The organism is Acinetobacter sp. TGL-Y2 (assembly GCF_001612555.1).
Classification (GTDB): domain Bacteria; phylum Pseudomonadota; class Gammaproteobacteria; order Pseudomonadales; family Moraxellaceae; genus Acinetobacter.
The window spans coordinates 225,637-250,269 of record NZ_CP015111.1 but is presented as its reverse complement, the minus strand read 5'-3'; the positions used below and the strand labels follow the sequence as shown (position 1 = coordinate 250,269).

The following is a 24,633-nucleotide window of genomic DNA, read 5'->3' as shown; positions in this document are numbered from 1 at the left end:
GATTTCAATTTCCTCTTTTTGCCTCTAACTCATCAAGAGTCGGTAGCTCACCTGTTGCTTTAACTCTGTCACGGATTTGCTCTAAAGATTTCATGGAATCAGTGTATGCCGTGTATTTAGAATCAAGATGCTTATTAATATCTGAGAACACTTTAAAATCTTCAATTGAATTTAGCACGGCGATCACTGATTTTTTCTTTACTTGAATAGATGATTGCATTGCAGGGTCATCACCCCCTAGTGGATTACCTAAGTGATCTACCGCGACACTGGTAACAAACGCATTTGTAAGATGAGTGACCTTGTAAGGTCGATTTCTAAAGATATAGTTAATCGTGATGGAATCCAGCACAATTAAATCACCAATTTCAAGGTCAGTTTTCATATCAATCCTAATGTGAAATTATGATAAAGATTTACGGATTAGATGGCTTAACTGGATTTTTTATTCACAGTTCCATTTTCTGTTTCAGGAATAAGGTTCATAGTGTATCGCTCACCATCTACAATGACCTGAATTGTATTATCTCGACCATTAATACGGTATAAGGTTGCGCCGTGCTTATTAATCAAATAACGAGCTTCTTCGGCTTTGATTGGCTTACCGCTTTCTAATCTACTATAGAAATACTTTTCATCATGGTAAGCCTTAATGTCGGCCAAGAACCGTGGTCCTGCGATGACATAAGCCACAAAGGAGAAAAACACGATGGAGTATAGGCTGCCCTTGTCTAAAAATAGGGCAGTAAATAAAATGGCAAAAAAAGGGATTGATAGAATCAACCATGCACGAATTGCACTTGCTTGTTTTTGGCTCATAACTTCATGTTGATTTAAACTTATTGGCTTCATATTACATACTCACTTTCAACATTACATAAATATTTTTCTTGTATATGCAATATACAATAGATATCTAATCTTGAAAAGCGGTATATGGTTATATATTTAAATATTTATTTATGCAATAACCCCGAATGATTATAACCCCCCTGTTTAATGATAGTTTTTTATAAAAAGAGAAATCAAAACAGAATGCTTTATTAACTAGCATATTAAATTTGATAGAAAAAAATGTATTTAACTCTTATATTGATAATTTAATTTTTGTTTAAACATATTAGGACTTCTTTATGAAAGTAAAAGTAATTAATTTAGATGGAATAAAACGTATAGTATTTGGTGAGCTTATCGATGAACTAGATGTTGACTACAAGCAAGACCTCAAAAAACTTAAAGAAGACCTAGACCTTGCTTTAGAGACTTGGATTGAATTAAATCAAACTAAGCCTTTAGGATTCTTAAAAACTGGATTTAAAAAAATAAAGATTCATCAGGGTAGCAACCATCTAGAGATCGTTAACGATGGGGTTGGAACGCTTGGTTGGCTTATGGTTCAAGATAATTAAATTTGATGTATACCTATCGTCAGTATGGCGATAGGCTTTTTGCAGTAAGCGGTTATTTGAACTTAATATCACCGGAACCAGAGCATTTTGATTGTTGTGATGCAGGATTACCATAAATCTTGATGTCACCTGAGCCAGAAAGACGAACATCTGCAGCATCGGTCGCTGTAGCTTCAATATCACCTGAACCCTTGAGCTTAGCATCAACTCTAAGGGCCTTTAATGCAATTGCATCAATATCACCGGAGCCACTTAAAGTTAGAATGGCATGGCCAACAGTCCCCTTTAGATCAATATCACCAGAGCCTTTTAATAAGGCCTCAAAAGTGTCTTGATTAAGATTGGCCACATTGATATTACCGGAGCCTTTTAGCTCTACAGCATCCAAACGTGGATAAGCAATATTAATTAGCAAAGGGTTCTGTGTTTGAAAGCTTACGTTCTCTTTAAAGCCGACAATTAATGTTTCTGCAGCATACTCTAGATCGACAAGATCAACTAAGTTGTCATCAGCAATGATCTGGATAGACTCAGAATTAGACAACATGAAATTGATATCAAAACAGCCTTTTACTTTTAGACGGCTAAATGGCTGGGGATTAAGGGTAACTGTTTTCTGAATACCACTACCAATTATTTGTACAATACCACTTGAATGGAATCCCCCATTTTTAAATGTACCATTGAAATTGTTGATCTGGACATTACCAATGATGGTATGCTTGGTTTGGCTAAAAAACGTTTTTCCTGACATTTAAGAACAACCTCAATTAAGTACCATAAAAACCGCATGTGCGATATATCACTTCCAACTTCTTCCCTGATTTCTCAAGCTATATCTAAAAACCGCATGTGCGATATGTCATACCGGTGAAAGCTCTAAACCTCGTAGTTTCTATCTCAAAATCGCGTGTGCGATATGTCACGGCTTGTTCCATAAATTGCCGTTTCATTGGTCCCTGAAAATCGCGTGTGCGATATGCCACTATTCAAAATTTCAAAAAATGGAATGACGAGTCCTTAAAATCGCGTGTGCGATGTGTCACTTATCAGCAGACCCATATACCGCAAAGAAGTATATCAACAAACAGACGTTTGGAATTCAACAAAAAGTATTCTTCCCATTTTGCTAATCTTTATCTCATTCTTTTTATCATCAGTAATCCAAGAGACTGATGCCCATGGTGTGCTATTACTATCGGATGAGATACCCTTATATTCATAATTAACAAAATAAGTGAAATCGTAATTTAGGTATTTAAAAATAAATGTCTGTATCTCTATAAATGAATTGAAAATAAGCCCTGTACTATTTTTCAACCAAGTGAACTGATCAGGAATGAAAATACCATCAACTTCAAAATGACAAGGTATATCAAATGGTTTGATAAAAAAAGTATTGTACCCAAAATGTTTCTTTAAATTATCTCGGATGCATTTTGATTGTTTTCTGACCTGATAACCCTTTAAGTTTTTATGTTCATAAGCCATGGATGAGTTGAATTTATGTGAACGCATTTCATCATAGAGATCATAAGCACTAAACTGCTTAATTTTCCTTTTTGGTATTAATACAAACAACGTAAAAAAATCAGATATGCAGCTACCACCAAAAAATTCATCCCGATACATTTTGGCTGTTAATGGCATAAAAAATACAATTTGCTGGTCTCTTTCGTCAATAATCAAAGAAAGGGCGTATTTATGTACAAAGGCTTTATACAGCACATTACGAGAGCAAATATTGTTATTTTTATAGTCACTAATTGTCTTTAAGACTGAGTGCCAATTATGGTGAGGTTCGTTAAATAGCGCCTTTATTTCTTCAAAACCATCAAATTTGGTATAGACATTGAATCCGCATAATTCAAGGGCAACCTTATAACGTCTTAGTAGAGAAAGATCAGGATTATATTCACAGATATTAATTGAATTTGGAGGGAAATTATCTGTTGCATCGAAGTCGAATAAATTTTCTTTAGGTTCAAATATTGGTTCAGGCTTTCTATATTTTTTAATCAATGAGTAGTCTGAATCTAAGATATATTCAAATGCATTACTTAATTGATTGGGTATCGACATAAAGATATTGGCTGTAAAGAATAAGGTGTGTAAAAGCTCGATACGAATTTATTTGATAGTGACAAAAAAATAAAGCTCAAACAATTAAATGAGTGAGCTTTATCCTATCGGAACGTGAATTCCATACTTAAGACAGAAGTCTTAAGTCCACTTATGTAAGTTCTATTTCAAACCACATATTGAATATAAGGCAAGTATGCCACATCGATTGAGAAAAAAATAGTTTTTACGTTATCATTTATGGCATTACGGGGACAGAAAATATAAAGGATCGAAAAACCTGATTTATCAAAGTTTATTTTAGACTTTTCAAGTAAATTACCGATGATTTGCTCATACTGCAAAACACGGCACATTTTAAAGATGGTTTATGGCGATGCAACCCCTGCAATGCACTGGCCAAAACTCACAAAGGGACTGAGAAACCAATTGGCACTCTAGCCAATCAAGCTCTTTGGAATGCCCGTAAAACCATATTAAAAGGCTTCGGGTCATTAATGGATTATTGGTTAAAACAGGGCTTAAGCAAAACACAGGCACAAAAGAAAGTTATTACTGATTTATCAAATATTCTAAACATATCTCACAAGTTATTTAATATTGACTGCTTCAATGAAGAACTATGTGAAATCACTAACGATGCAATCAAAGGTCTGCATGAGCAATACACCCCGATTTGCCCATACTGTGAATCTCACTCTGTATTCTTACCATCCAAAAAAGTCTATCGTTGTGACCCATGTGATGCTTAAGTTGGTGTTCACAAGCATAATAATTCACCTCTTGGTGGATTGGCGAATGCAGAGTTAAGAACAGCAAGAGCTAAGGCACACTCATATCTAGACCCTCTTTGGCGTTACTTAGAATATCAATGATTTTATAGCATTAATGTCTTACTAATGGTATTAATGCTATCTTTAAAGCATGAAAGAAAACTCGAAAAAAATGTTCTCAGAGTTCTTTAATCGCATAAACTTCTTTTTCAATTTTACTTAATCGAAAATAGATTCTATTTTCATCACTTTCAGAATTATTATTTGTTTCATCAGAAGTCGTACCATAGCCACCATGCACCCATCTATTATTAACAATAAGTAGATCAACAAATATTGTTAAGTCCGGTACTAATATTTCGAATTTCCATCCCGAATTAAGCAAGTATTTTAGAAAATCTGCCTTAGTAGTGAATACCGGAAATTGAACCAATTGATACACTTCATCATGAAACATACTTTCAAGGCAAAAACTGCTATTCAGATGTGATGCAATCATCCTTCTTTCATTTCCTATAAACATATTTACACAGTATTCTAGCTTTACTGAATATAGCATGAAACAATAATTTCTATAGGTTATTCAGTATAGGTACAGGAACTGAGGATTAGACGTTATAAATAGCTGATACTTCAAATTTATTAGGGAATTTATATATGAATCAATTAATTCATTTTTCGATATTTTATAAAAGCGTGATTGATGAATTTCAACATGACACAACGGAAGACTATTACGCCGTATTGATTCAGTACCTGTTAGTAGCTGAGAAGAATGACCGGAAGAAAAATTCAAATAAAGAGGTTATCCCCTTCACATCGTTCATAACCACGTTAGAAACTTTCAAAAATTACTTCGGTCCCTCTATTGAGGTTAAGCACAATTCCAGAACACGTATCTTCCTAACAGATCAAAAGCTGCTTGATGAAGTTCAAAGTAAATTATTGCAATGATCTAGGCTAGACATTGTTTATTTAAAGATTAAAATTATGACTTAAAGTTAATTACCGAGAAGAAGTAGCAAAAAAGATTACGAAACATAAACTTTTAGTTTGTGTGCTTTTAGAAGCATCAAAGCAATACTGCATCAATGGTATTTGGGCGAATTATTAAAAAATATCGATAGGATTGCTATCATGAACATGCTTTATATACCAGATCAAAACATACATATCGAGTCTTTTACACCAAGCCTATTTGACGCTTTAAGAGAGGTCACTATTGATCTGTCAGTAAAACCATTCGATTACTGGTGTAGCCATTTCGTTAGCATCCTTCAAGGTCTTCACTATCACGTAAACCTTCAAAATTCACCACGCACTTTGAGTAATTATCCGCATTGGTCATTGCAAGATTTACGTGGGCGAAATTCAAATCACTACATGCAGTCAATTGAGCCATACTTACGAAACTGGGGGTTCCAGTACTTTCTTATTAATTTTCTCAATTCAGCGATAGGTTCAACAGTTTCTGCAGCAATCCGAGAAGGAATTGCTAATATTAACAATTTTAAAAATGCAGAAAGATTGAAATATTTTCGTTTTGAATCAGCTGGCACAGATTCACTTTTATCTAGAATTTCATATCTCGTAGATCAAGAAAAAACTAGAAGCATCATAACAGATCGTAAACATGTCGCCTTCAATTCAGACTTAGCCCTCGGTTTTTCAATGCATTTTGATGGTACTGGTGACAAAATTTTCGCATTCGGTGAAGTTGAAGGAAACTATGGCCATCAACTCTTAACCGAGAAGTTCTGGGACGAAAAGCACCCTGATTTAGATTTTGGTATCGGTGTTGTCAAGGCAAAGCAGCCGAAAAAGAAAAAAGGAGCAGTACTTGGAATACTTATTCCACCAAAAGTAACTTTAAACTATTTTAAACATTGGAGTGGGTATAAGGCTGTACTGTTGATTGAGCGAGAACATAACATTGTTCAAGACTATCATGATGCAATTCAGATGCTTGTTGATATTTACTACAGAGGACCAGATTTCCGTGTCTTAAATAATTATAGTACAGAATTAAGTCAAATCAGTTATATATTAAAAGCTGGTTATGATACGCCCATCATTGAACTGCTTAAGCAATTTTCTTATTATTCAGATTTTGATAATTTCATTGACCCGGAAACTTATAATACAAATCACATTATTAGAACTGATGCATAAATAAATATCTAGCTTATTATTAAATATTACCTCTATAAAATAATATTTAATAAATTCGTAATATTATTTAAACTAAATCAATATAACACCAAAAATATTAATAAGTTTTTGACTCTAGATAATCAGCCCACCATTGCATCATATTAGCCCTTTGTTTCAAATAGTCGGCATGATTATATGTTCCACGGATAGAGTTTTTATCAGTGTGTGATAGTTGCGCCTCAATCCATTCACTTTTAAATAAGTCGGACCCATTTAAAATCGTACTCATACTTGAGCGTAGCCCATGAGATGTGACAGAATCTTTTGAATAGCCCATCAACCTTATAGCTCTATTCATTGTATTGAAATGTAAATGATTATTGCTCTTTTTAGGACTATTAAAAACGTATTCACTCCCGATTGACCATTCCATTGCAGACTCAATAATTTCAACTGCTTGTTTAGAAAGTGGTACTACATAATCAGGGATTTTATGCCCTTCAATAACCTTCCTTCTAAATTGCTTAACTTGAATTGCAGGAATGTTCCACAGTCTTTTTTCAAGATCAAAATGCTCTTTTTTAGCATTAATTAATTCAGCACCACGGACACCAGTTAATGATTTTATTTGTAGCGCTTTTCTTACTATTGGGTAAGAATTTGATTTACCAATGTTATTATAAAACTGAATAACATCGACATCATTTAAATAAGCATAGTTCTTTTTAATCTTTGTTTTCATTAGAACTTTATTTAAGTTGGATGCAATATTTAATTCAATATATCCAATGGAAATTGCATATTCATATATTTGATTTAAATAACTACATGCTTTTCGACAGGGTTCTTTTACTCCCCGACTTTCTATTTTACGAATCAATTTAACTAGATCAGTTCGTCTAATATTTCTAAAATCTATTTTTCCTAAACTTTTATCCAGCTCATTCTCAATAAACTTTTCTGCCAATTCCAGTACACCGCTTAATGGTTTATCCCCTAAAGAGTTCTTTTTTTTAAAATCCAACCATTCTTTAGAAACTTTATAAAAAGTGATAGACGAATTTTGCTCTATCTCATTTTGCAATGCAGCAATGATTTTTGCTTTTTCATTTTTAGCAGCACGTAAACTTAATTCGCTCAACAATCCAAGTCTTTTTATTTTCCTTTTCCCATTGGCATCATTGAACCTGAGTTTCCAATATTTTTTCCCACTCGGTTCAATAAATAGACTTAAACCATCATTACACGATACTTGGTATGGTTCATTCTTGGGTTTTAGTTTTTTAAGCTGCGATTCCGTAAACATTACCTGTTGATCTCAATAAATACGTTAGTTTGTAGCACAATCGCTCTATTTGAATGAGCAAGCTAATTACCCTGATATAAAAAGTTTATCCACCAGAATTGAAGTTGGTATTATGCGTAATGTACGCATAATACAGAAATTATAAGTTATTGTTTTGAAATATTATATACACTTGTTGTTTTAAAAAGTATCCAAACAAGTATCCAAAAAAATAGCCAATGAATAATTCTATTTTTTATAAAATTAGGTTCATAAGAGAAATATATGAGACCAAAATAATTTTAAGCTTAATTGGTGCTTTCTTTTACTTGGGTGGTACGTTAGGAACAGGAATGGGTGGTCGGTTTATCCAGTAATTTGCACATATCCTTTAGAAATACTCTCTTGGTATAAAGAATAGATATAGTTCATTAAATCAGGTAATGAAGGAGCTTCATGAAGCCGTTTTTTTTGTTGAGCTGTATATTTTTTTAATGCATTTCTGATACGAGACTCTTGGAGCATATAATAAAATTCTAGGAGTTTATCTTTGTACTGATCTGTGAGGCACATCTTGGCAGTAGTTTCTAATATAAACCCTGAAAACCACCCTTTACTTATATAATCCAAAGAAATTTCCATTAACAATTTAGAATATTCTAAATTTTCAAAATCATTGACCCCTTTATCTCCCACACTCAATATTCGAATAGGCTCCAATATTACTTTTGTCCCAAAAGAATTTGTTTGCGAGTAATCTATAACTTCTATTAATACAACGTCCCCAATTTTTAAATCAATGCATAATTCATTTTTAATAAGAAGGGTTGTATGTTGTAGGTTTTCATTTGGTGCATGGTTTAATGTATGTACATATTTATTTCCAACTTTTTGAATTTGAAAAGCACCAAAACGTCTTTCGATTTTATTATTGGATTTAGATATACCATTAAGACTCCCAGATATTGTTCTTGGTATTTTTTTAATTTCTAAATTTCTTTCCATATTAATACTCATTAAAACCACCTTTTAAGTTTAAATAATTTTATTCGGTTCAGATATATTTTGATTACATGAGGGGCATGTATTTATTTTATCACTCTCATTTAAACAGTGATTGTATAAATAGTTTGTGATTTTTTTATATAGCAGTATTCGTAGAATCCCGACCGAACTAATAAAATAGGAGGAATAACCAAAATACTTATTATTAATTAAGTCAATGAAATCACTACCAAAAAACAATACAAGTTCCGGTTCATTGCTTATCTCTCCTATCATGCTGCTTAAAATATATTTCATTATAGTTGCAACATATACAGCGGTAATAAAAATTAAAAGCGTTGTGGTAATTTCAAGTAGTTTAAAACTAAAAGTAGAATATTTATTTTTAAATATATAATAAAATGAGAACACAAGTAAAAATTGGAATGTTCTTGTTAAGAATATTGGATTAGTCACATCTGATAGATATTGAAATACTGAAAATTCATAAATTATGAACAAAATTATTGAGAGAATAATGACTAAAATGTTTCTTTTAAAAATATTGAAAATCATATTGCAATATCCAAAAATATATAATAAAACAAAAAGCCCATTAAGTGAGCTTTCTGTCTTTCATTTATATATAGCGATGATTTTTTTAATAAACTCTGAATTAAAGTCCGAAATCTTAATAATGACCTTACCCATGAAAACCGCGTGTGTAATGGTTATTACATGTTATTCAAAATAATCTCTTAAGTATGGCTGCAACTCAGTATTTCCAAGCGCCGACTGTTGGCTTGCAAAGTTCTGAATAAAACGTGTTTTTCTCAATGCCAATTCTGTATTCAATACACGACCAGCAACAATTGCATGTTTGTCATCGGCAAGTAAGGCATCACCCATAAAAACAGTTAATTCCATGGCACTCATTTCATTTACAGAAACTTTCTTTTTTTTGCCTGCAGACTTAATTTCAAACTTAGTGTTTTTAATACCATCCATTTCACATTCATTAAATTGGCCAGTGAAGTCTTTGATGCTGTATAGGTACTTATCAGCTACAAACTCCTTCCCCTTGCAGTCCTTATATTTAATGCCGTAATTGGTCTTTTCAGCCATAGCCGATGTTGAAGCAAACGCTACCAGAATACCCGCTGTAATGAGCATTTTTAACGGTTTAATCAACATGTTTAATTCCTCACAGTTTTCTGCAACAGCATCCGACTGAATATATGATGTGGTTATTTTTCTATAGGGTAGATTTGATGAATGAGTTCAGGACTATGCATGGTGTCATAAAAAGTTACGGCAAATAGCGCACGAACATCAACAACACTAGCACGGTAAAGATCAAGTTCTTTAACTGTCATTTCGCTGATACTCTTTTGTACACCGTTAACATCAAACTTAGTTGCGATAATGCCTTCATATACACATTTAATATTCGAGGTCTGAATGTCTTCGGGATTCTGAGTATTAAATTCTTTGCCGTTACAATCTTTAAAAGTAAAAGCAGTCGTTTCATGCTCTAGTGGTGCGAAATCCATATCTGAGTTTTGCTTTGCATGGGAAGTACTTGTTCCTACTGTGAATAGAACCATAAGCGCTGGTAGAATAAATTCTTTCATAACAATTCCTTTTTAACTATACGGCGATATCAAATTCAACTTGGGCCGAATACTTAAAACTTAAGTGACTCGTTGTAGGTAGTCGTCTAGTAAAATATGGGTATTTCTTCCCTTTACGTTCATAGCTTTCATGAATGTTATAGACCTTGATTTCGTCTGTATCTGTGATAACGACATCACATGCCACAACATAACCAAACGTCTGCAAAGCCTGTCTTGCTAGGGATTTATAGCGTTCAAACGCAGTGTCGTGCTGAATGCTATTTTTAATTAGCGGATGAGCAATTAGACCAACCACATGACCATTGTGTACTGCGGCCCAAGCGTGAAATAAAAGTTTTGAGTTTAGGTATTCTTGTTGACGCTCATGAAGTCTAATCTCACCAGAGTCATCCATCAGATCATATTGGTTGAAACGTTTTCTACATTTTTGGAGCCTAAAGTTACTACCTTTGATGGAATCAGGTTTACTTGGTGAATTCAGCCACATACTGACTATTTTGCTATCACTATTCATCAAGCAAAGACGGCCCGTTGTGACCTTTTGCGTAGAATGAAAAGCAATAACGTCATTCATCTTATTCTTGATTTTGATTAGCTGATCTTCGGACTTAATGTGCTTGGTGTTTGGAAGCATAATGGCCGAAAGAACATGTGTTTTATTTACGCTAACCAAGAACATGCATTCGCTTAGAATTAAACTCATTCGTAGACGTTCCCTGCATCAATGATAGTTTCTTTAACGTTGATATTTCTGAATGAAGAAGCAATCGAAACACCACCCGCGTTACCTATACGGTAATTTTCTTTACCCTGCTTAATTTCCTGTTCTGTAGGACGGTATGCCTTATACATATTCAGCGCTAATTTCTTATAATACGGCGTTGAGTTCGGGTATTTGACCATCGCTTCTAGATAATAAACCATGGTGGTAGGAGACTTGTTTAAGACAATCCCCTCTGCAGCCAAACGCGCCAAAGTGTATGTTGCTTCTAAATCGCCTTGGCGTGATGTTGAGGCCAGAATATTAACGATATTTTTCGCTTGATTAGGTGTCATCTTAATACGGGTAACATGAAGTATGGCATAACGTGTTTTACATTGAGGAAGTGACTTGGCCGGTAAGCATTTCGCATATTGTGTAATGGCCATCGTATATTGTTTTCTTTCTTCAAACAGCTGACCTAACACATAGTTTGAGCGCATTAACCCTTTATCAGATGCTATTTTTAATAGCTTATCTGCAGTATCTAAATTACGCGGTACACCGCGACCATTCAGGTAAAGAACACCTAAATTATAGAGCGATGCTGCATCACCGGCTTTAGCTCCAACGGCCCAATATTGCGCTGCAGTAGTGTGATTCACTTTAACAACTTTAACGTCATTGTCGTAAATGTAGCCCATAAGGACGATAGATGGGATATGGTTTTTTTGGGCAAGTGCATAAAGCTCTTTAACAGCTGTTTTGTCGTGTTTTTCGATAATTCGCTTTCTTAGCTCGATATAACGAGTTGAGTCTAAGGCAAATTTACCGTTATTGATTTTAGGTAATTCAGGTAGCCAGTTAGGGCGATCAAGTAGTTTATCGGACGTTGGCCCTGACGATGCAGCAAAAGTATGGAATTGCGTACCCAATACCAGCAATGCACCAAAGAAAGCACCTTTTATAACGTTTCTTTTTGGGATAAACATTAGAAAAACTTTCCCATTAATAAATAATAAATGATTCTATATTTATTATTAGTATTTTTCTATAATCGATAATGATTAATTCTTAAATAAAACATTATTGCTATGTATAAAACTTTTGAACTTTTTTACAAAGCACTCTATATCATCGCTTTCTGGTCACTTATATTCTTTATATTAGAAACCAGAAAAGTTGGTGTTTCACTGGTAGACACAATGATCTACACAGTGATTGGATGGAGTGTATTTATAGGTATAGCGTGTGGATTTCTGCTATTTATCACATCAAGCCACTCTAAATCGCGTGAAGATGCGAAGAAGAAGATCACTCATGAGGTGGTTGAAGATGGGATGAAATTTACGGTAGGAGGCCATATTCCTTTTCATAATATTTTACCAAAACAATTGCTAATCAATTCAACGCCATTAAATGACTATGAAATTAATATACCTATCGAAAAAAACATTGAAAAAGCACTAAATGATTCGGTTCAGGTAGTTAAAGAATTATTAATTCATGAAGAATTGGAAGAAAATAGTTCAAATGAAAAGGAATCAGAAAACACCAACATAATAATCAAGGCGCTCGATGCTGAATCAGACATTGATGCTGCCATAGTGGTTGATAGTAACCAAAGTGAAGAAGAATGGGCTAAAGAAGCAAATGATGGCTTTGTTGCACCAGATGAAATTGATGAGAAAGATGAGAGCCGTGCAATCGATAAGGGAATCTTATTTTATAAACCACAGTTCGATGCTTTATACAGTTATATCGTCAATCACAAAATACATGCGCTACAAGATACAATCCAAAAAGGAAAGTTAGTAGTCGTCAATAAAGCACCAGCTGACCCGAATGATGATACATGGAATGGTAAGAAATTTATCACCACTGCAGAACTCAAAGCCAAGGAAATCAAATTAAAGGCAGAAGCTCAATTACTACGCAACCAAATCGATGAGATGATTGAGAAAGTATTGGAGTACATCCCTAAGTTTAAGTATGAAGGGATTGTAAGCACGACTCCAAAAATTAAGCCCGTTGGCACATTTGATTTTTCTCAATACCAATTATTGATCTTCACGGCGTTATTCCCCTTCTGTAGCTGGTTTGAGTTTCGCTCTAACCGCGCATTGAATATTCTTGACCCAAGGGTAGCAGAACTCTTAAGTAAGGATGAGACAGATAAACTAGATAAATCAGAGTTAGGTCTTAACTTGCGGGATAAGCGTATTTTATGGAACGCCCGTAATATGTTTGACATTTACTTAAAACGAGATGAAGCAGAGTTAAACGGTAAGATAAGCGTATTAAACATGCCTATTTCTTATGACAGTAATGGGAAGATGCATAACACCTTGGAAGAAGCTGTTGCCTTATGTGAATTCTTTAGGGAAGCGAAAACACAACACTTAGCACCTCCAGTTACTCGCGTAGTTAAATCTACCGTTGTATCGACCGCATCGCCATATAACGATACAGATATTATTTCTCTACTTTCTCGTTTATTTCATGAAAAGAACCGGTTTAATACGACCAATACTCAAACCCGTATCGGTATCATTCGCAATGATCTGATCTATATCGATGTGGATTCTCTAATCCCGAAATTTAACGGCCGATTTGCTGAAAAATATCCAAAATTAGCAAATTCGTATGAATTTGATAAAGCATTAAATGCACTCTACAACGCATTGAAGAAAATGAACCTTCTTGCCATGCGTAAGCTAAAAGAAAATAGCCAGATAGAAACCTATGATATTTTCTGCAGCGGTGAGCTATTCGCTATTAAATGGGATTTTGGTAAGAATAACCCTGAGCTGACCATCGATAGTTCATTGGTGATGTATGCGTCTCAAATGTTCAAGGACATTATTCAGCTGAATCAAGAATCCAATGCCGTACCACGTATCATGGGACCAAGCATTTCACGCGCTATCCCCCATACTGAGTATGCAAAAGTATTGGAAGAACAGTTTGCAGAAATGGAGAAGGATAAAAAAGAACGTGCGGTAGTTAAAGCTGTAATTGCCAAGGAAGAAAAGCAACAAGAGCAATCAGAGGCAGACATTCTACAGCAACTAAACGAAGCCCTTACTGATGATATAGACGAAGGCGCTGTTGAAGCCCCAATCGAACCCACAGTAGCTACTACAGATAGTACAAATGATCAAAAAGCAACGGATGTTCAGCTTGATACAAAAGAAGCAACGAGCAAAGCTGATTTAATTATTGAAAGGTTATACGGCGCTGATCAGAAAGACTTAAAAGAAGTCCTGAGCAAAATTGAGAACAGAAGCAGTATTGACGCAAATTATTATATTGACCGTGATGTTCAAGTGTTGCGATTGCGCCTGTCTCCGAAGGATGCAGACAAAGTTATTCCAGCAAATATTAATAATGAAGAAAAAGGACGTCTTCATAATTACGCTGTACATATCAAACGCAATGATATTAAGGTTTTAGATTATTCACGCTCTCAAGTGAATGCAGTAGCTGAAACACTGGAACTAACTTTCTTAAAAATGCTCAAATTTGCTAAGAGTAAGAATTACCAAGGTGGTGAGTTTACCCTTGATGCAAATTCGAGAAAGCTTTCAATCAAGAAAGAAAGTATCTACAAGCTCTTTAACGTATATGAGCAAATGGCCATCTATCAAAAGCAAGGGCAACATAATCTTTGGGGCATCAGACAAGAGAAGTATTCAAGCAAGAAAGCGGTGGATATTTATGATCAGATCGGTGTGATTGAGTGTATCGATTTAATAGAGTCCCAAGAAGAAAGCTTATACAAAACACTTGATGTTGAACTATGGACAGAACCAAAAGTTAAAGAGCTATTCGAAGCGGTCAATCGTAAGCTAAATGCACTCTCTAGAGACCATAAATCCCGACTAAAAATTAAAGGGTCTATTCATGCCGGTTATAGCATCCCTAAAGCCGCTTTAGGCAAACTTGCGCGTCTGGCAGTAGAAATCAATAGCCTATTGGCATACATCGACCAGCAAGGTAGCTCTTTAAAGCCTGAACTTAAAAAATATAAAGATCAACTTATCGCCATTGATAGTAATGGAGTTCCTTACATTTCATTTGGCAAGATTGAGGATTAATAATATGTCGGTATTCGGTATATTCAGTAACGCCGTGGCGCAGATATACAATATGTTTAGGCTACCTACCACATTCAACATGACTGATTTACGCCACTTAGGTTTAGGTGGTGTACGTGATGGTTGGATGTTATTTTTCTTCATTATGGGTGTTTTATTGGCAAACCCATACTTGGTAGAAAGCCCTTACTTAAGAGGCGCTTCAATGGCTGTCTGTGCATTGATTTGCTCCATCCTACTGTTCTTCGGAAAAATAAAATACTTCTATGATCGAATCTTCCTTTTTGACCCAATCATGGAAGTGGATAAAGCCCGACCTTTCCGAATGATCTCAAGTAACCCTGTCGGTACTGTTGAAGACAATGCAGGAAAAGGTATCTGTATCGGCTATACGACCGATACAGGCGAAGCTGTATATATTCCTTACGATCTTATTAGTCAGCACATTTCAATCAATGGCTCCACAGGTACAGGAAAGTCCGTATTAGCTGCATCAATGATGGGCCAGCAAATGCGAAATGGCGGTGGCTTAATCTTCATTGATGGTAAGTTAAGTAATAAGGAGTTATTGGCAATTTGGCAACTTGCATGTTGGTCTGGTCGTGAAATCGACTTGCTAATTATTAATGCCGGTAATCCAGAAATGTCGAACACCTATAACCCAATCTTACAAGGTGACTATCAAGAAGTTACCAGCCGTATCATGATGCTATTGCCAGATACATCTAATAACGGTGGTGCTGACCACTATCGTTCATCTGCATTATCAGCACTTGAAGTTATTATTGGTGCGTTTCACTGTATCGGCCTACCTTATGGCTTTGAAGATATTAAATGCTGTATCACCGACCATGACGCATTCAAACATATTGAAAACCGTTTATTGATTGAACATGCAGAAGCTGTAGAGACTATTGCATGGCAATCTCTCATGAAGGGATACTATAAAAAAGGATTCTTTGACTTTGAAATGTTCCAAACCCTACTTTCAGGTTTGGCCAGCCGTCTTTCTCAATTCTCTGATGGTACATTTGGTCAGGTCCTAAACAGCTACAATCCTGAAATTGACTTCGAACAAGCTATTCTGCAGAACAAAATCATTTACGTTATGTTGCCTACCATGGCGAAGAATGAACAGTCTGTTGCTTTGGCCAAGATCATCATTGCAGATATGCGTACGGCGATTTCTCACTTTCAGCGTATGCCACCAGAAATGTTGCCTAACCCGCCATTTATGGTTGTACCCGATGAAGCAGGCTCATATATTGATGCATCATGGGGCCGTATTTTCGAGCAAGCACGTTCGAGTCGTATCTTTATGGCTCCGTGTTATCAAACCTATGCCAACTTAAAACCTGATGGCACTGATACATTAAGTGAAATTGTAATGGGTAACACCCTATTCAAAGTTTTCTTTAAACAGCTTTCTACACTTTCTGCTCAACAGGCTGCAGATGAAATTGGTTTATATCGAGATACTACTTGGGCCGTTGGCTCCGGTGAAGGTGTAAGTAGCAGTGGCGATGAAGTAAATACATCACCAATTCAAAACCAAGGAAATAACCGCGCTACAAATTTCACTCAACGAGATGAAGAAGTCTATCATGTGAAACCAGAAGAATTTAAATACATCCCTATCGGTGATTGTATTTTCTATTACGGTGGTACTCACCTATACCATTTACGAGTCCCTATGGCCACTTTGACAAAAAAAGCTCAGGAAGAATTTGGTAATGTACAATTCAACCATTATGCGATGGATGAGGTTGAAGGGCTGAATCTACGTCAAGTCGTGCGCGACTCAGTAAGCTAAAAGGATACGAAAATGGAATTATTCATAATAGCTTCTATACTGGTACTGGTTTTTATTCTGTTAATTAAACCACTTAGGGAAATTCTGATTTGGTTTATTACTGATATTATAATTCCGTGCTTTAGATTCATTTTAAATTATGTTCTTTTGTACTTGGTTAAAGTTTTCAAGGATATTTTGCAAAATCATTTTGCGATCTTGAAAAACATGACAACATCACGGGCTATCATCTTTCCAACACTAGAAGATCAGCGCAAAGAGCGTGATAAGGCAATGAATAGAAAATAAAGTATTTTCAATATGGGCACGGGCAATAGCGCCGTGCCCATATATTTAACAGGGCTATTTTGCAATTTAATCACTTTTTTCACTGGGCATAATAGAAAAATATAGGTTGTATTTTAATCAATCTGTAAAAATTATTATAAACCCATTAATATCAATATTATATAAATTAAAAAGATTATAAATTAAGCTATTTCCACATGCTTATCCACAGTTTTAGGGGATATCACAAAAGTCTAAATCATACTTTTTGTATTATTCCGTATTTGTGGTATATTGTTTTTAAATTGATTTAAATAATAATGGATTGTTTCATGTTAGATTCTCAAGTGTTAAACACAATAGCTAGTTTAGACACTCAACCTACGTCTGAACAACAAACAGCTATAGCAAAAGCAATCCATTTAGAGTCATTCAAAATTATGGCTTATGCTGGTACTGGTAAAACAGCAACATTGTCTTTGATCAGTCATATTCTAGCCGACAATCTAAATAAAAAAGGCCTATACCTTGCTTTCAATAAAGCTATCGCCGTAGAAGCTCAAAGCCGGTTCAACAAAAATGTTACTTGTCGAACATTTCATTCTCTTGCTTATTCAAATGTGCCACGCCGACTGTCTAGTAAGTGCAAAAACCCACGAAACTTTCCTAAAGAGTTAGCTCCTAAGTATGGTCTTAGCGATATGCGTGTACCCTACTCAAAATCACATTTATTAACTCTAAAAAGCCGATCTGAAAAGAAACATAAAGAAGTGATGCGCATGGGAGCAACACGATATTGCTCAGCTGTCTTACAAATGCAGATGATCAATGACGCAGTATCGAACTTTTGTAAATCTGACAGTAAAAAAATTAGCGTTGAGCACTTCAAAAAAATGGATTGGATTAACGTAAATGATCAGCTCGACATGGCAAAGAAATTATTACCTATTGCCGAAAAACGTTGGGAAGACCTTATTGGCCATAATGAATACAATATTTCTCACGATGTATATGTGAAAGTCTGGGCTTTAACAGAACCTCAAATTAAAGGCTTTGACTACATCATGATGGATGAAAGCCAAGATAGTGATGGTCTAATGTCCACCCTTCTTAAAAACCAAAAATGTCCCGTGATTTATGTTGGTGATGCCAATCAAAGTATCTATGGATGGAGAGGTGCTGTGAATACTCTGAAAGAGTTAGAGCTACCATCTGTGCTACTAACAAAATCATTCCGTTTTGGTGAGCAAATTGCAGCACATGCTAATCAAGTACTTTCTTTACTTGGTGAAACTGTACCGTTGGTTGGGAACCAGAAAGTAGATTCTAAAATAATCATTGACCATGAACGTGCGATCAAAGTTGATGCCATCCTTTGCCGAACAAACAAAGGGGCTTTTTATGAATTCGTGTATCAAATAAATGCTTTTCCAAATCGTAAATTTGCATTTTTAGCAGATATCACTGAAATCAAAAATTGGATTGCCGGTGCAAAAGGCTTAATTTCAGGCGAAAAAGTCTACCACCAAGACCTATCATGTTTTGCGAACTGGAGTGAAGTTATCGAATATACGGAGCTTAACCGTGCAGACAATGAATTTCAGTCAATGGTTCGCTTAATCGATCAGTTTGACCAGAACTTTGAAGAAATCTTCTCAGTGCTTGATATGATCTCTACAGACGTTTCTACCGCCGATTGTGTTATCTGTACAGTCCACAAAGCAAAAGGCCTAGAATGGGACAATGTGGCAATTTCAGAGGACTTTGAGCTGTCATTGATGACAGATAAATTTGCTGGTGTTGGGCATCAACCAATAGCAAATACAATTGAGCTATTAGACGAGAAAAAAGTGGATGAACCACAACCCATCTATTTAGAAAATTGGGATGTTATGGACTTCCCAAGCTCAATGAAGCTACGCCCTGTTATTGGAACAGAAATGGTTGAAAGTCGCTTGCCTATCTTAGAGGTACTTGATAAGCGTATGAGCGATCAGCGAAGTCGTATCACTGAAATGCCAGAAGAAGAACTCCGCTTAATCTACGTGGCCATTACCCGTGCTAAGAAAAACTTATATGCAGCGAATTTTAGTGATTTTTTCATTCTTCTTGAAAAACTTCGCAACGATTTAGACAATTAATTTTTAAAGTACTGTTGAGTGAAAAATGAATTCAGATAGCATAAAGGTACTGCCAATTAAGCTTTGGCAAGATATAGAAAATTTTAAAGCTTCAAGCATTAACTGGTTAGAGCTTTATCAGGATGAGTTTTACGATGTCATTAAACAAAATGATTCCCATCCATTCAAACAAGCAATAAATATTAAAGGAGATGTGGAAAGCTTCTTTACTAAGTTGTCAGCAGCAAAACCTGACATAGTTTTTCTAGTATGTGAATCTTTAGGTGATAAGCTCTCCCCTATCTATGAAGATTTGAATAACTCAGATGAAATTCGGGAAGAAGGTAAAAATGAATTCATTGAATTTATTAAGAATTTGAAAAAACAAAATGACTCAAGTGCAGAGTTTATTAAGAATTTTAAAGAACAAAGTGACTCAACTGCATTTTTTAAAAATAGATTAAATAACATTGATGAAATCATCAAAATGACAAATCAAGACCCTTATAGAGTCATTCACTCTGCAACCATTCTGTTTAGCAATGGAAATGCATTCTTTAGAAAAACGCTAGTGGATGAAGAATTAATGATTCTTATAGAAGCTTTTAAACCTTAATTCGTTTTTTAAACTATTAGAAATCGCATGTGTATCGTTTTTAGTAAGGGTTTAAAATGAAATAAGGGTTTAAAATGAAAGTTGTGTACTCCCCTAATGTAATGTTTTCTCAGCATAAATCATTATTTCGATTTATGGCCAATAACTTTCAATTAAACCATGATCAGGTAATGAACTTGGAACGCCATGATTCAAGGTTGGTTGAAGCAACAGAAGAATGTAAAAAACGTTTAGGCGGCATGAGTTCTTTGGTGTTGGAAGAAATTCCTTGTGGTACTACATATCACATTGAAGGCGAGTACAAAGAAATGTTTGTATTAGGCTCTATATTCAAAGAATCGATTCTACATAACGTTCGGGACGATTTCATCATACATTCCCCTGTCACACTAGAAACAGCAGACCTTAGCAAGCCTTGCGTATATGAACGATCATTAGGTGTGTTGTATGTCTTTTCAGGTTCACATGAGATTGTGATTTCCAGACTACTGCAAGACTATCTAAAAATGAATTCAGCTCAGGTTCAAAGCCAATTAGAAAAAGCTAAAATGACAGCAAGCGATTATTACCTGAAACATTTTAAAGGGGCCTGTTTTCGGTCAGGCTCAAGCAAAAAAATCACCGTGGGTTCAGTAGATCACCTAACCCCAAATGAATATGACATTTTAAAAAAGAACGGTTTTGACGAAGCGTTTTAATCAAAATACTGATAGCCAGTTTTTTAAATGTAAAAATTTAGATTTTTAACTCAAAAATAGGAATTACCATGGAATTTAAGCCCGATCTTGCTGCTTCAAACCCATCAATTGACTTCACAAATGAACTTGCTCAGCTACTGTTGTTTACAGGAGAAGTTGGAGTCGCTATTCAGCAATTTAGTGCATATAGAGGAAATTTAAATAATAATTTTAGCTTTCCGAGTGACATTGAAGAAATATCACAGCAACCAGCGTTAGATTTAATGTTCTTATCTGATGTTATTTCAAAAGTATCAGGTATTAACAGATTGATTCGAGGTTGTATTGAGATTAACAACTATAAAGAATTAATCAATTACTTAAACAAAACCATTGAATTGTATAAAGCATATTCAAGACCTAACGAACAACTTAAAGAGGCCTTAAAAGGCGACCCATACAAGACTTTTTCCAATACATATTTAAAGGGTTTTGTGGACTTGGATTTTGCAATTTCTATTCTAGAGGCGATTATAAGTAAATGTGAACAGAATAATGTAGGAGCTAAAACTGCATGATGTCATCACTATATACCCGTTTTTCAGATGATTTTAATGATTTATCTTTAGGTGAAAATACACCTAAGCCGATTGTTACTTTTAAAGAGCCAATTAAGACGAGCCTTATAATGGGGCTTGTCGAAGAAATTGATTTTGAAGAAGAACTACTTGGTAGTTATGTTTTAAGTTATGAGTTTGGTGAAGATGGTGAAAGTCATTTTTTAACTGTTTTGCCAAATGGCCAAGGTGCATTTTATATAGCTGGTGGAGGTGGTGATCTAGACGATGCTTTTGCTATTTTCGAAAACATTGAAGATGTAAAAAAAGCTGTTGAAAACATACCACCAGTGAATGACACCAAAACATATACAATTTATAAAATATTGTATGAAAAAATAACATCGGCAAAGAATGAGAATACAGTTTTAGTATTTGATGCGATTCTTAGAGAAAACTTAAGGAAGTAAACCTAATGGAAATATTCCCATTAAAAAACTTTATTTTGCTGACTTCTACTGTAACTGTTTTAATATTTCTTATTGCTTATTTTAAAACTAAAAACAAAACATATATTATTGGAATTTATGGTTGTGCAATCGTTTTGCTTATGATGACAATCATATTTACAGATTTTAGTTTTTTATAGTTGCTTAAGAAATAATTACAATAAAAAAAGCCCCATTTAAATTATTAATGGGGCTTTTTTTATTGGTTAACTTATTTTGATACTGGCATAGTTTGGTAATACTGAGAGTTCTGCATGATGTTAACCCAGTTGTAGAGTTTTACATCTTGGTCCATTCGCTCATTAGTTTTTAACATGTGATCAGCAATATCTTTTCTGAATTTGACTAAGTTAGTTTGAAAACCTTGAGGTGGTGATGCTTCAACTTCTTTACCATTGAACGTTGCTTCTGCAGCATTAGCCAAGGCAGTAGCTAACTTAACAGTCATATCTTCAATAACCATAGACTTCACTTGGACTGAAAGTGAAAGCATTTGTGAAGGCTCACCACGAAGCTTATTGAGGTAAGCAACGATTGGTTGTGGCATTGCTTGAAGCATACGTTGCTCATCTGTTGTTAATGTAGCATTAGCTACCATTGATTTACCAACAATTCCCTTCCCTTCCGAAATAGCCTGTTGAATATCTGCAGGGTCTAAGTTTTCATCTGAGCTATTTATGCCATAAAATGCCATATTTACCATGTGGGCAGTACCTCTAAATATAGAACTAAGTCTTGTATATTTAGGGTCCTTACATGAATCAGCATTTTCTGTATTATCCCCGTCTGAACAAGCAAAGAAAGTATCGCGTGTAGCAGATGGAGATTTAAGATCATCAAAGGTCATGATCGGGTAAAAGGTTTTCATTTTTGGTTCACAGTTACCGCCACCAGCACCACAATTTTGTGGGGTTTCTGTTGTATCAAAAATTTCAGTACCAATTAAATTCATCAATAAAGTTTTTGCTTCATCATTTGATGTACCTGTAGTAGCTTGAATAGCTTTGTAGCTATCAGAAGCATTCAGCGCTCGCCAAGTTACATTGCCGGCTTTATCAATTTTCTGAATTTCTTTAGTTGCTGTAGTCTGAGCACCACCACTATTTGTTAATGATTTCCAACCCTGCTGAAAGTTAGTTTTTACAGATGAAAAGTAATCTTGTTTTTCACCTGTAGAGGTTTCAACGCTATTTTTTTGGGAACCAAATAAACTAGATAATGTACTTCCACTGGTATCCATTTGAAATAACTTTCGTGCTGCTTCACAGCTGTTTTTCAACAGTGAGTTCATGTCTTGAAGCTTCTTAGACCACGTATTTAGCAAAGAAGATAGTGGCTGGCTAATTGCATTCAGACCTAGATGGAAAAGCAAACCAAGAGCATTCTGTGCAATAGTACGAAGTAACTGAGTAAGCTCTGCAGCATTAATAAAACTAAAGCTACCACCGAATAGATTAATACCACCACACCCTGCACTGACGCGTGGCGGGTCAAAAGAAACCAATTGAATTGGCTTCACTGCAAAACGACCTACATAGCCACCACCACTGATAACACCGCGCTGTTGAGTATTAAAATAACCAGCATCAGTTGTATTTGAATACATTCCACCAAGGAAGTTATCAAGATCAAAAGCTTGAGTAGTTGATGTTTGGGTTGACGCACATGCTATTGTAGCAAGCAGACAACCATAACGAATAACAGCCATATTACGGTCAATAATATTACGTTTCATAAAACCTAATATTCCCGAAACATTAGCGCTATTTTTTGATTTTGGATTAATTACCATAATTAGCTACTACCATTATTAATTATTGCCGACTGCTTGTTTAATTAAACTCACAATATTGGTTGGGTCTTTATTCAAATCGGTTTCGACTTTTTGCATTTTTTTAATTTGCTCAGGGGTCAACACACCTTTTGAATAAGGGTCTAATTTCTCTTTTTGGGCTTGAGTTAATAGATTCTGCTTGTCAGCGACCATTAAAATTTTCGTTAAAAGCGAATCAGTAGTTATAAGTCCTTGACTTACAACATAGAAGTTATTTGGAGGCGCAACTAAAACGATAGATGGTGTTATACGCAATTTTAAGCGCTTAGCCTGACCACGATCAGGGAGTACGATTTCATCGTTACCCATATTAGGTAGGCGTTTACCATCAGTAGAAATCATCATTATTTTAAAATTATGTTTAATTTTAAAATCTTTAAGATAATTGTATTGAGCTACACAAAATGAACATGTTGAATCATAGAAGAACCAAATCCCTGTGAATTGAGATAAGTGTTTTGTAATTTGTTCTTTATCTTTTTCAAGTGCGATATTAAATACTTTATTGGCAGCATCATCCACTGGAACACGAACAGTTTCATCAAGAAATGGGTCAGTTTGCGTCAATGTTGTTGCTGACTTTGCAAAGTTCTGAGACATATCTAAGGCAAGGCGTTGAGCATACATATATGCTTCCATCTCACTTGATGGATTACCATTTTTGTCATAAGGGTTATTTAAAGCCTTATTTAACATTTTAGGCATATTCGCGTTCAACCACTCTGCTGAAAGTGGTTTCATTTGAGGTTCTGTTGCCTGAATGACTATTGGTTCATTATATTTTTTAGTCTCAGGGTCATATATATTTACAGTTCTTGATGGCACTTCAACTTTAGGAGGTAATTGTTGTTCCATTTGTTTTTGTGCTTTGGCTTGAGCCTCTTTTAAAAGCATTTCCTTTTTTAAAGCTTCTTTCTTTTTAGCTTCTGGGTCATCGTACCAATACCAACCTTCCGATCTTCTGTCATAGAAATTGACAGAATTTTGCGTCTCAGGTTGATTTTCAATTGCAGCTTGACGCTGTACAGATTGGGAATGCACTGAGGTTAAGGCAACGGATGCAACCATAGTGGTAATCAGGGTTCTCATTTTAAATTTTTTCATTTGAATCCCCTA

General features: G+C 35.1%; 24 protein-coding genes and 1 pseudogene. 12 read left to right on the top strand and 13 right to left on the bottom strand.

All coding sequences use genetic code 11. The features are described from left to right. Positions 1–4 precede the first annotated feature (4 nt). Positions 5–385 (bottom strand): hypothetical protein, encoded by a 381-nt coding sequence (locus tag AMD27_RS17670; protein WP_067663997.1) that lies wholly within the window; start codon positions 383–385, stop codon positions 5–7. Positions 386–432: 47 nt separating this feature from the next. Beyond that, positions 433–852, bottom strand: coding sequence for a hypothetical protein (locus AMD27_RS17665; RefSeq protein WP_067663994.1), 420 nt, complete (start codon positions 850–852; stop codon positions 433–435). Between the two features lie 281 nt (positions 853–1,133). Here AMD27_RS17665 and AMD27_RS17660 point away from each other — a divergent pair, with 281 nt between their 5' ends. After that, on the top strand, positions 1,134–1,409 hold the full coding sequence (locus tag AMD27_RS17660) for a hypothetical protein (RefSeq protein WP_067663991.1): 276 nt from the start codon (positions 1,134–1,136) through the stop codon (positions 1,407–1,409). A 52-nt stretch (positions 1,410–1,461) separates the two neighbouring features. Here AMD27_RS17660 and AMD27_RS17655 read toward each other — a convergent pair whose 3' ends face one another. Both AMD27_RS17655 and AMD27_RS17650 read right to left on the bottom strand, forming a co-directional pair. Continuing rightward, positions 1,462–2,163 carry a head GIN domain-containing protein gene (locus AMD27_RS17655; RefSeq protein ID WP_067663988.1) on the bottom strand — a complete coding sequence of 234 codons (702 nt, stop codon included), beginning with the start codon at positions 2,161–2,163 and terminating at the stop codon, positions 1,462–1,464. Positions 2,164–2,489: 326 nt separating this feature from the next. Beyond that, the gene (locus AMD27_RS17650) at positions 2,490–3,491 is read right to left on the bottom strand and encodes a hypothetical protein (RefSeq protein WP_067663985.1); all 1,002 of its coding nucleotides are present in this window, start codon (positions 3,489–3,491) and stop codon (positions 2,490–2,492) included. Between the two features lie 329 nt (positions 3,492–3,820). Here AMD27_RS17650 and AMD27_RS17645 point away from each other — a divergent pair, with 329 nt between their 5' ends. Together AMD27_RS17645 and AMD27_RS19445 are read left to right on the top strand one after the other, a co-directional pair. Further along, on the top strand, positions 3,821–4,243 hold the full coding sequence (locus AMD27_RS17645) for a zinc-finger-containing protein (protein ID WP_067663982.1): 423 nt from the start codon (positions 3,821–3,823) through the stop codon (positions 4,241–4,243). Positions 4,244–4,255: 12 nt separating this feature from the next. After that, positions 4,256–4,366: pseudogene (locus AMD27_RS19445) on the top strand (zinc-finger-containing protein); the annotation flags it as partial. A 76-nt stretch (positions 4,367–4,442) separates the two neighbouring features. Here AMD27_RS19445 and AMD27_RS17640 read toward each other — a convergent pair. Then, complete coding sequence (locus tag AMD27_RS17640) at positions 4,443–4,787, bottom strand: hypothetical protein (protein ID WP_150115855.1); 345 nt, start codon at positions 4,785–4,787, stop codon at positions 4,443–4,445. 134 nt (positions 4,788–4,921) lie between these two features. Between AMD27_RS17640 and AMD27_RS17635 the strand changes: the two genes are divergently transcribed. Together AMD27_RS17635 and AMD27_RS17630 are read left to right on the top strand one after the other, a co-directional pair. Then, the gene (locus AMD27_RS17635) at positions 4,922–5,218 is read left to right on the top strand and encodes a hypothetical protein (RefSeq protein ID WP_067663976.1); all 297 of its coding nucleotides are present in this window, start codon (positions 4,922–4,924) and stop codon (positions 5,216–5,218) included. A gap of 183 nt (positions 5,219–5,401) precedes the next feature. Then, positions 5,402–6,436 carry a hypothetical protein gene (locus tag AMD27_RS17630; protein ID WP_150115854.1) on the top strand — a complete coding sequence of 345 codons (1,035 nt, stop codon included), beginning with the start codon at positions 5,402–5,404 and terminating at the stop codon, positions 6,434–6,436. Positions 6,437–6,533: 97 nt separating this feature from the next. Here the strand turns inward: AMD27_RS17630 and AMD27_RS17625 are convergent, their stop codons facing one another. The 6 genes from AMD27_RS17625 to AMD27_RS17595 all read right to left on the bottom strand — a co-directional run bounded on the left by AMD27_RS17625 (position 6,534) and on the right by AMD27_RS17595 (position 12,016). After that, positions 6,534–7,724: a tyrosine-type recombinase/integrase gene (locus AMD27_RS17625; RefSeq protein ID WP_067663969.1), complete on the bottom strand. Its 1,191-nt coding sequence runs from the start codon at positions 7,722–7,724 to the stop codon at positions 6,534–6,536. Positions 7,725–8,069: 345 nt separating this feature from the next. Further along, complete coding sequence (locus tag AMD27_RS17620) at positions 8,070–8,720, bottom strand: hypothetical protein (protein ID WP_150115853.1); 651 nt, start codon at positions 8,718–8,720, stop codon at positions 8,070–8,072. Positions 8,721–9,428: 708 nt separating this feature from the next. Then, positions 9,429–9,881: a hypothetical protein gene (locus tag AMD27_RS17610; RefSeq protein ID WP_067663959.1), complete on the bottom strand. Its 453-nt coding sequence runs from the start codon at positions 9,879–9,881 to the stop codon at positions 9,429–9,431. 53 nt (positions 9,882–9,934) lie between these two features. Continuing rightward, on the bottom strand, positions 9,935–10,321 hold the full coding sequence (locus tag AMD27_RS17605) for a hypothetical protein (protein ID WP_067663956.1): 387 nt from the start codon (positions 10,319–10,321) through the stop codon (positions 9,935–9,937). Positions 10,322–10,337: 16 nt separating this feature from the next. Continuing rightward, entirely contained in the window at positions 10,338–11,027 is a 690-nt protein-coding gene (locus AMD27_RS17600; RefSeq protein ID WP_067663953.1) for a hypothetical protein, read from the bottom strand. Further along, on the bottom strand, positions 11,024–12,016 hold the full coding sequence (locus tag AMD27_RS17595; RefSeq protein WP_067663950.1) for a tetratricopeptide repeat protein: 993 nt from the start codon (positions 12,014–12,016) through the stop codon (positions 11,024–11,026). Before AMD27_RS17595 ends, AMD27_RS17600 begins: the two co-directional genes overlap by 4 nt. Positions 12,017–12,118: 102 nt before the next feature. Between AMD27_RS17595 and AMD27_RS17590 the strand changes: the two genes are divergently transcribed. The 7 genes from AMD27_RS17590 (at position 12,119) to AMD27_RS17555 (ending at position 21,644) form a co-directional block, all read left to right on the top strand. After that, positions 12,119–15,124 carry a hypothetical protein gene (locus AMD27_RS17590; protein WP_067663947.1) on the top strand — a complete coding sequence of 1,002 codons (3,006 nt, stop codon included), beginning with the start codon at positions 12,119–12,121 and terminating at the stop codon, positions 15,122–15,124. A gap of 4 nt (positions 15,125–15,128) precedes the next feature. Next, the gene (locus tag AMD27_RS17585; RefSeq protein WP_228140761.1) at positions 15,129–16,937 is read left to right on the top strand and encodes a type IV secretory system conjugative DNA transfer family protein; all 1,809 of its coding nucleotides are present in this window, start codon (positions 15,129–15,131) and stop codon (positions 16,935–16,937) included. Positions 16,938–17,536: 599 nt separating this feature from the next. Then, complete coding sequence (locus AMD27_RS17575; RefSeq protein WP_067663936.1) at positions 17,537–19,345, top strand: UvrD-helicase domain-containing protein; 1,809 nt, start codon at positions 17,537–17,539, stop codon at positions 19,343–19,345. A 25-nt stretch (positions 19,346–19,370) separates the two neighbouring features. Next, positions 19,371–19,940 (top strand): hypothetical protein, encoded by a 570-nt coding sequence (locus AMD27_RS17570; protein ID WP_067663933.1) that lies wholly within the window; start codon positions 19,371–19,373, stop codon positions 19,938–19,940. Positions 19,941–20,110: 170 nt separating this feature from the next. Then, positions 20,111–20,638, top strand: coding sequence for a hypothetical protein (locus AMD27_RS17565; protein WP_150115852.1), 528 nt, complete (start codon positions 20,111–20,113; stop codon positions 20,636–20,638). A 68-nt stretch (positions 20,639–20,706) separates the two neighbouring features. Then, on the top strand, positions 20,707–21,195 hold the full coding sequence (locus tag AMD27_RS17560; RefSeq protein WP_067663927.1) for a hypothetical protein: 489 nt from the start codon (positions 20,707–20,709) through the stop codon (positions 21,193–21,195). Continuing rightward, positions 21,192–21,644 (top strand): hypothetical protein, encoded by a 453-nt coding sequence (locus AMD27_RS17555; protein WP_067663924.1) that lies wholly within the window; start codon positions 21,192–21,194, stop codon positions 21,642–21,644. The genes AMD27_RS17560 and AMD27_RS17555 overlap by 4 nt, the downstream gene beginning before the upstream one ends. A gap of 250 nt (positions 21,645–21,894) precedes the next feature. Here AMD27_RS17555 and AMD27_RS17550 read toward each other — a convergent pair whose 3' ends face one another. Both AMD27_RS17550 and traF read right to left on the bottom strand, forming a co-directional pair. Then, positions 21,895–23,475, bottom strand: a complete 1,581-nt coding sequence (locus tag AMD27_RS17550; RefSeq protein WP_067663921.1) for a conjugal transfer protein TraH — start codon at positions 23,473–23,475, stop codon at positions 21,895–21,897. A gap of 18 nt (positions 23,476–23,493) precedes the next feature. Continuing rightward, positions 23,494–24,621, bottom strand: a complete 1,128-nt coding sequence (gene traF, locus AMD27_RS17545; RefSeq protein ID WP_067663918.1) for a conjugal transfer protein TraF — start codon at positions 24,619–24,621, stop codon at positions 23,494–23,496. Positions 24,622–24,633: the final 12 nt, after the last annotated feature.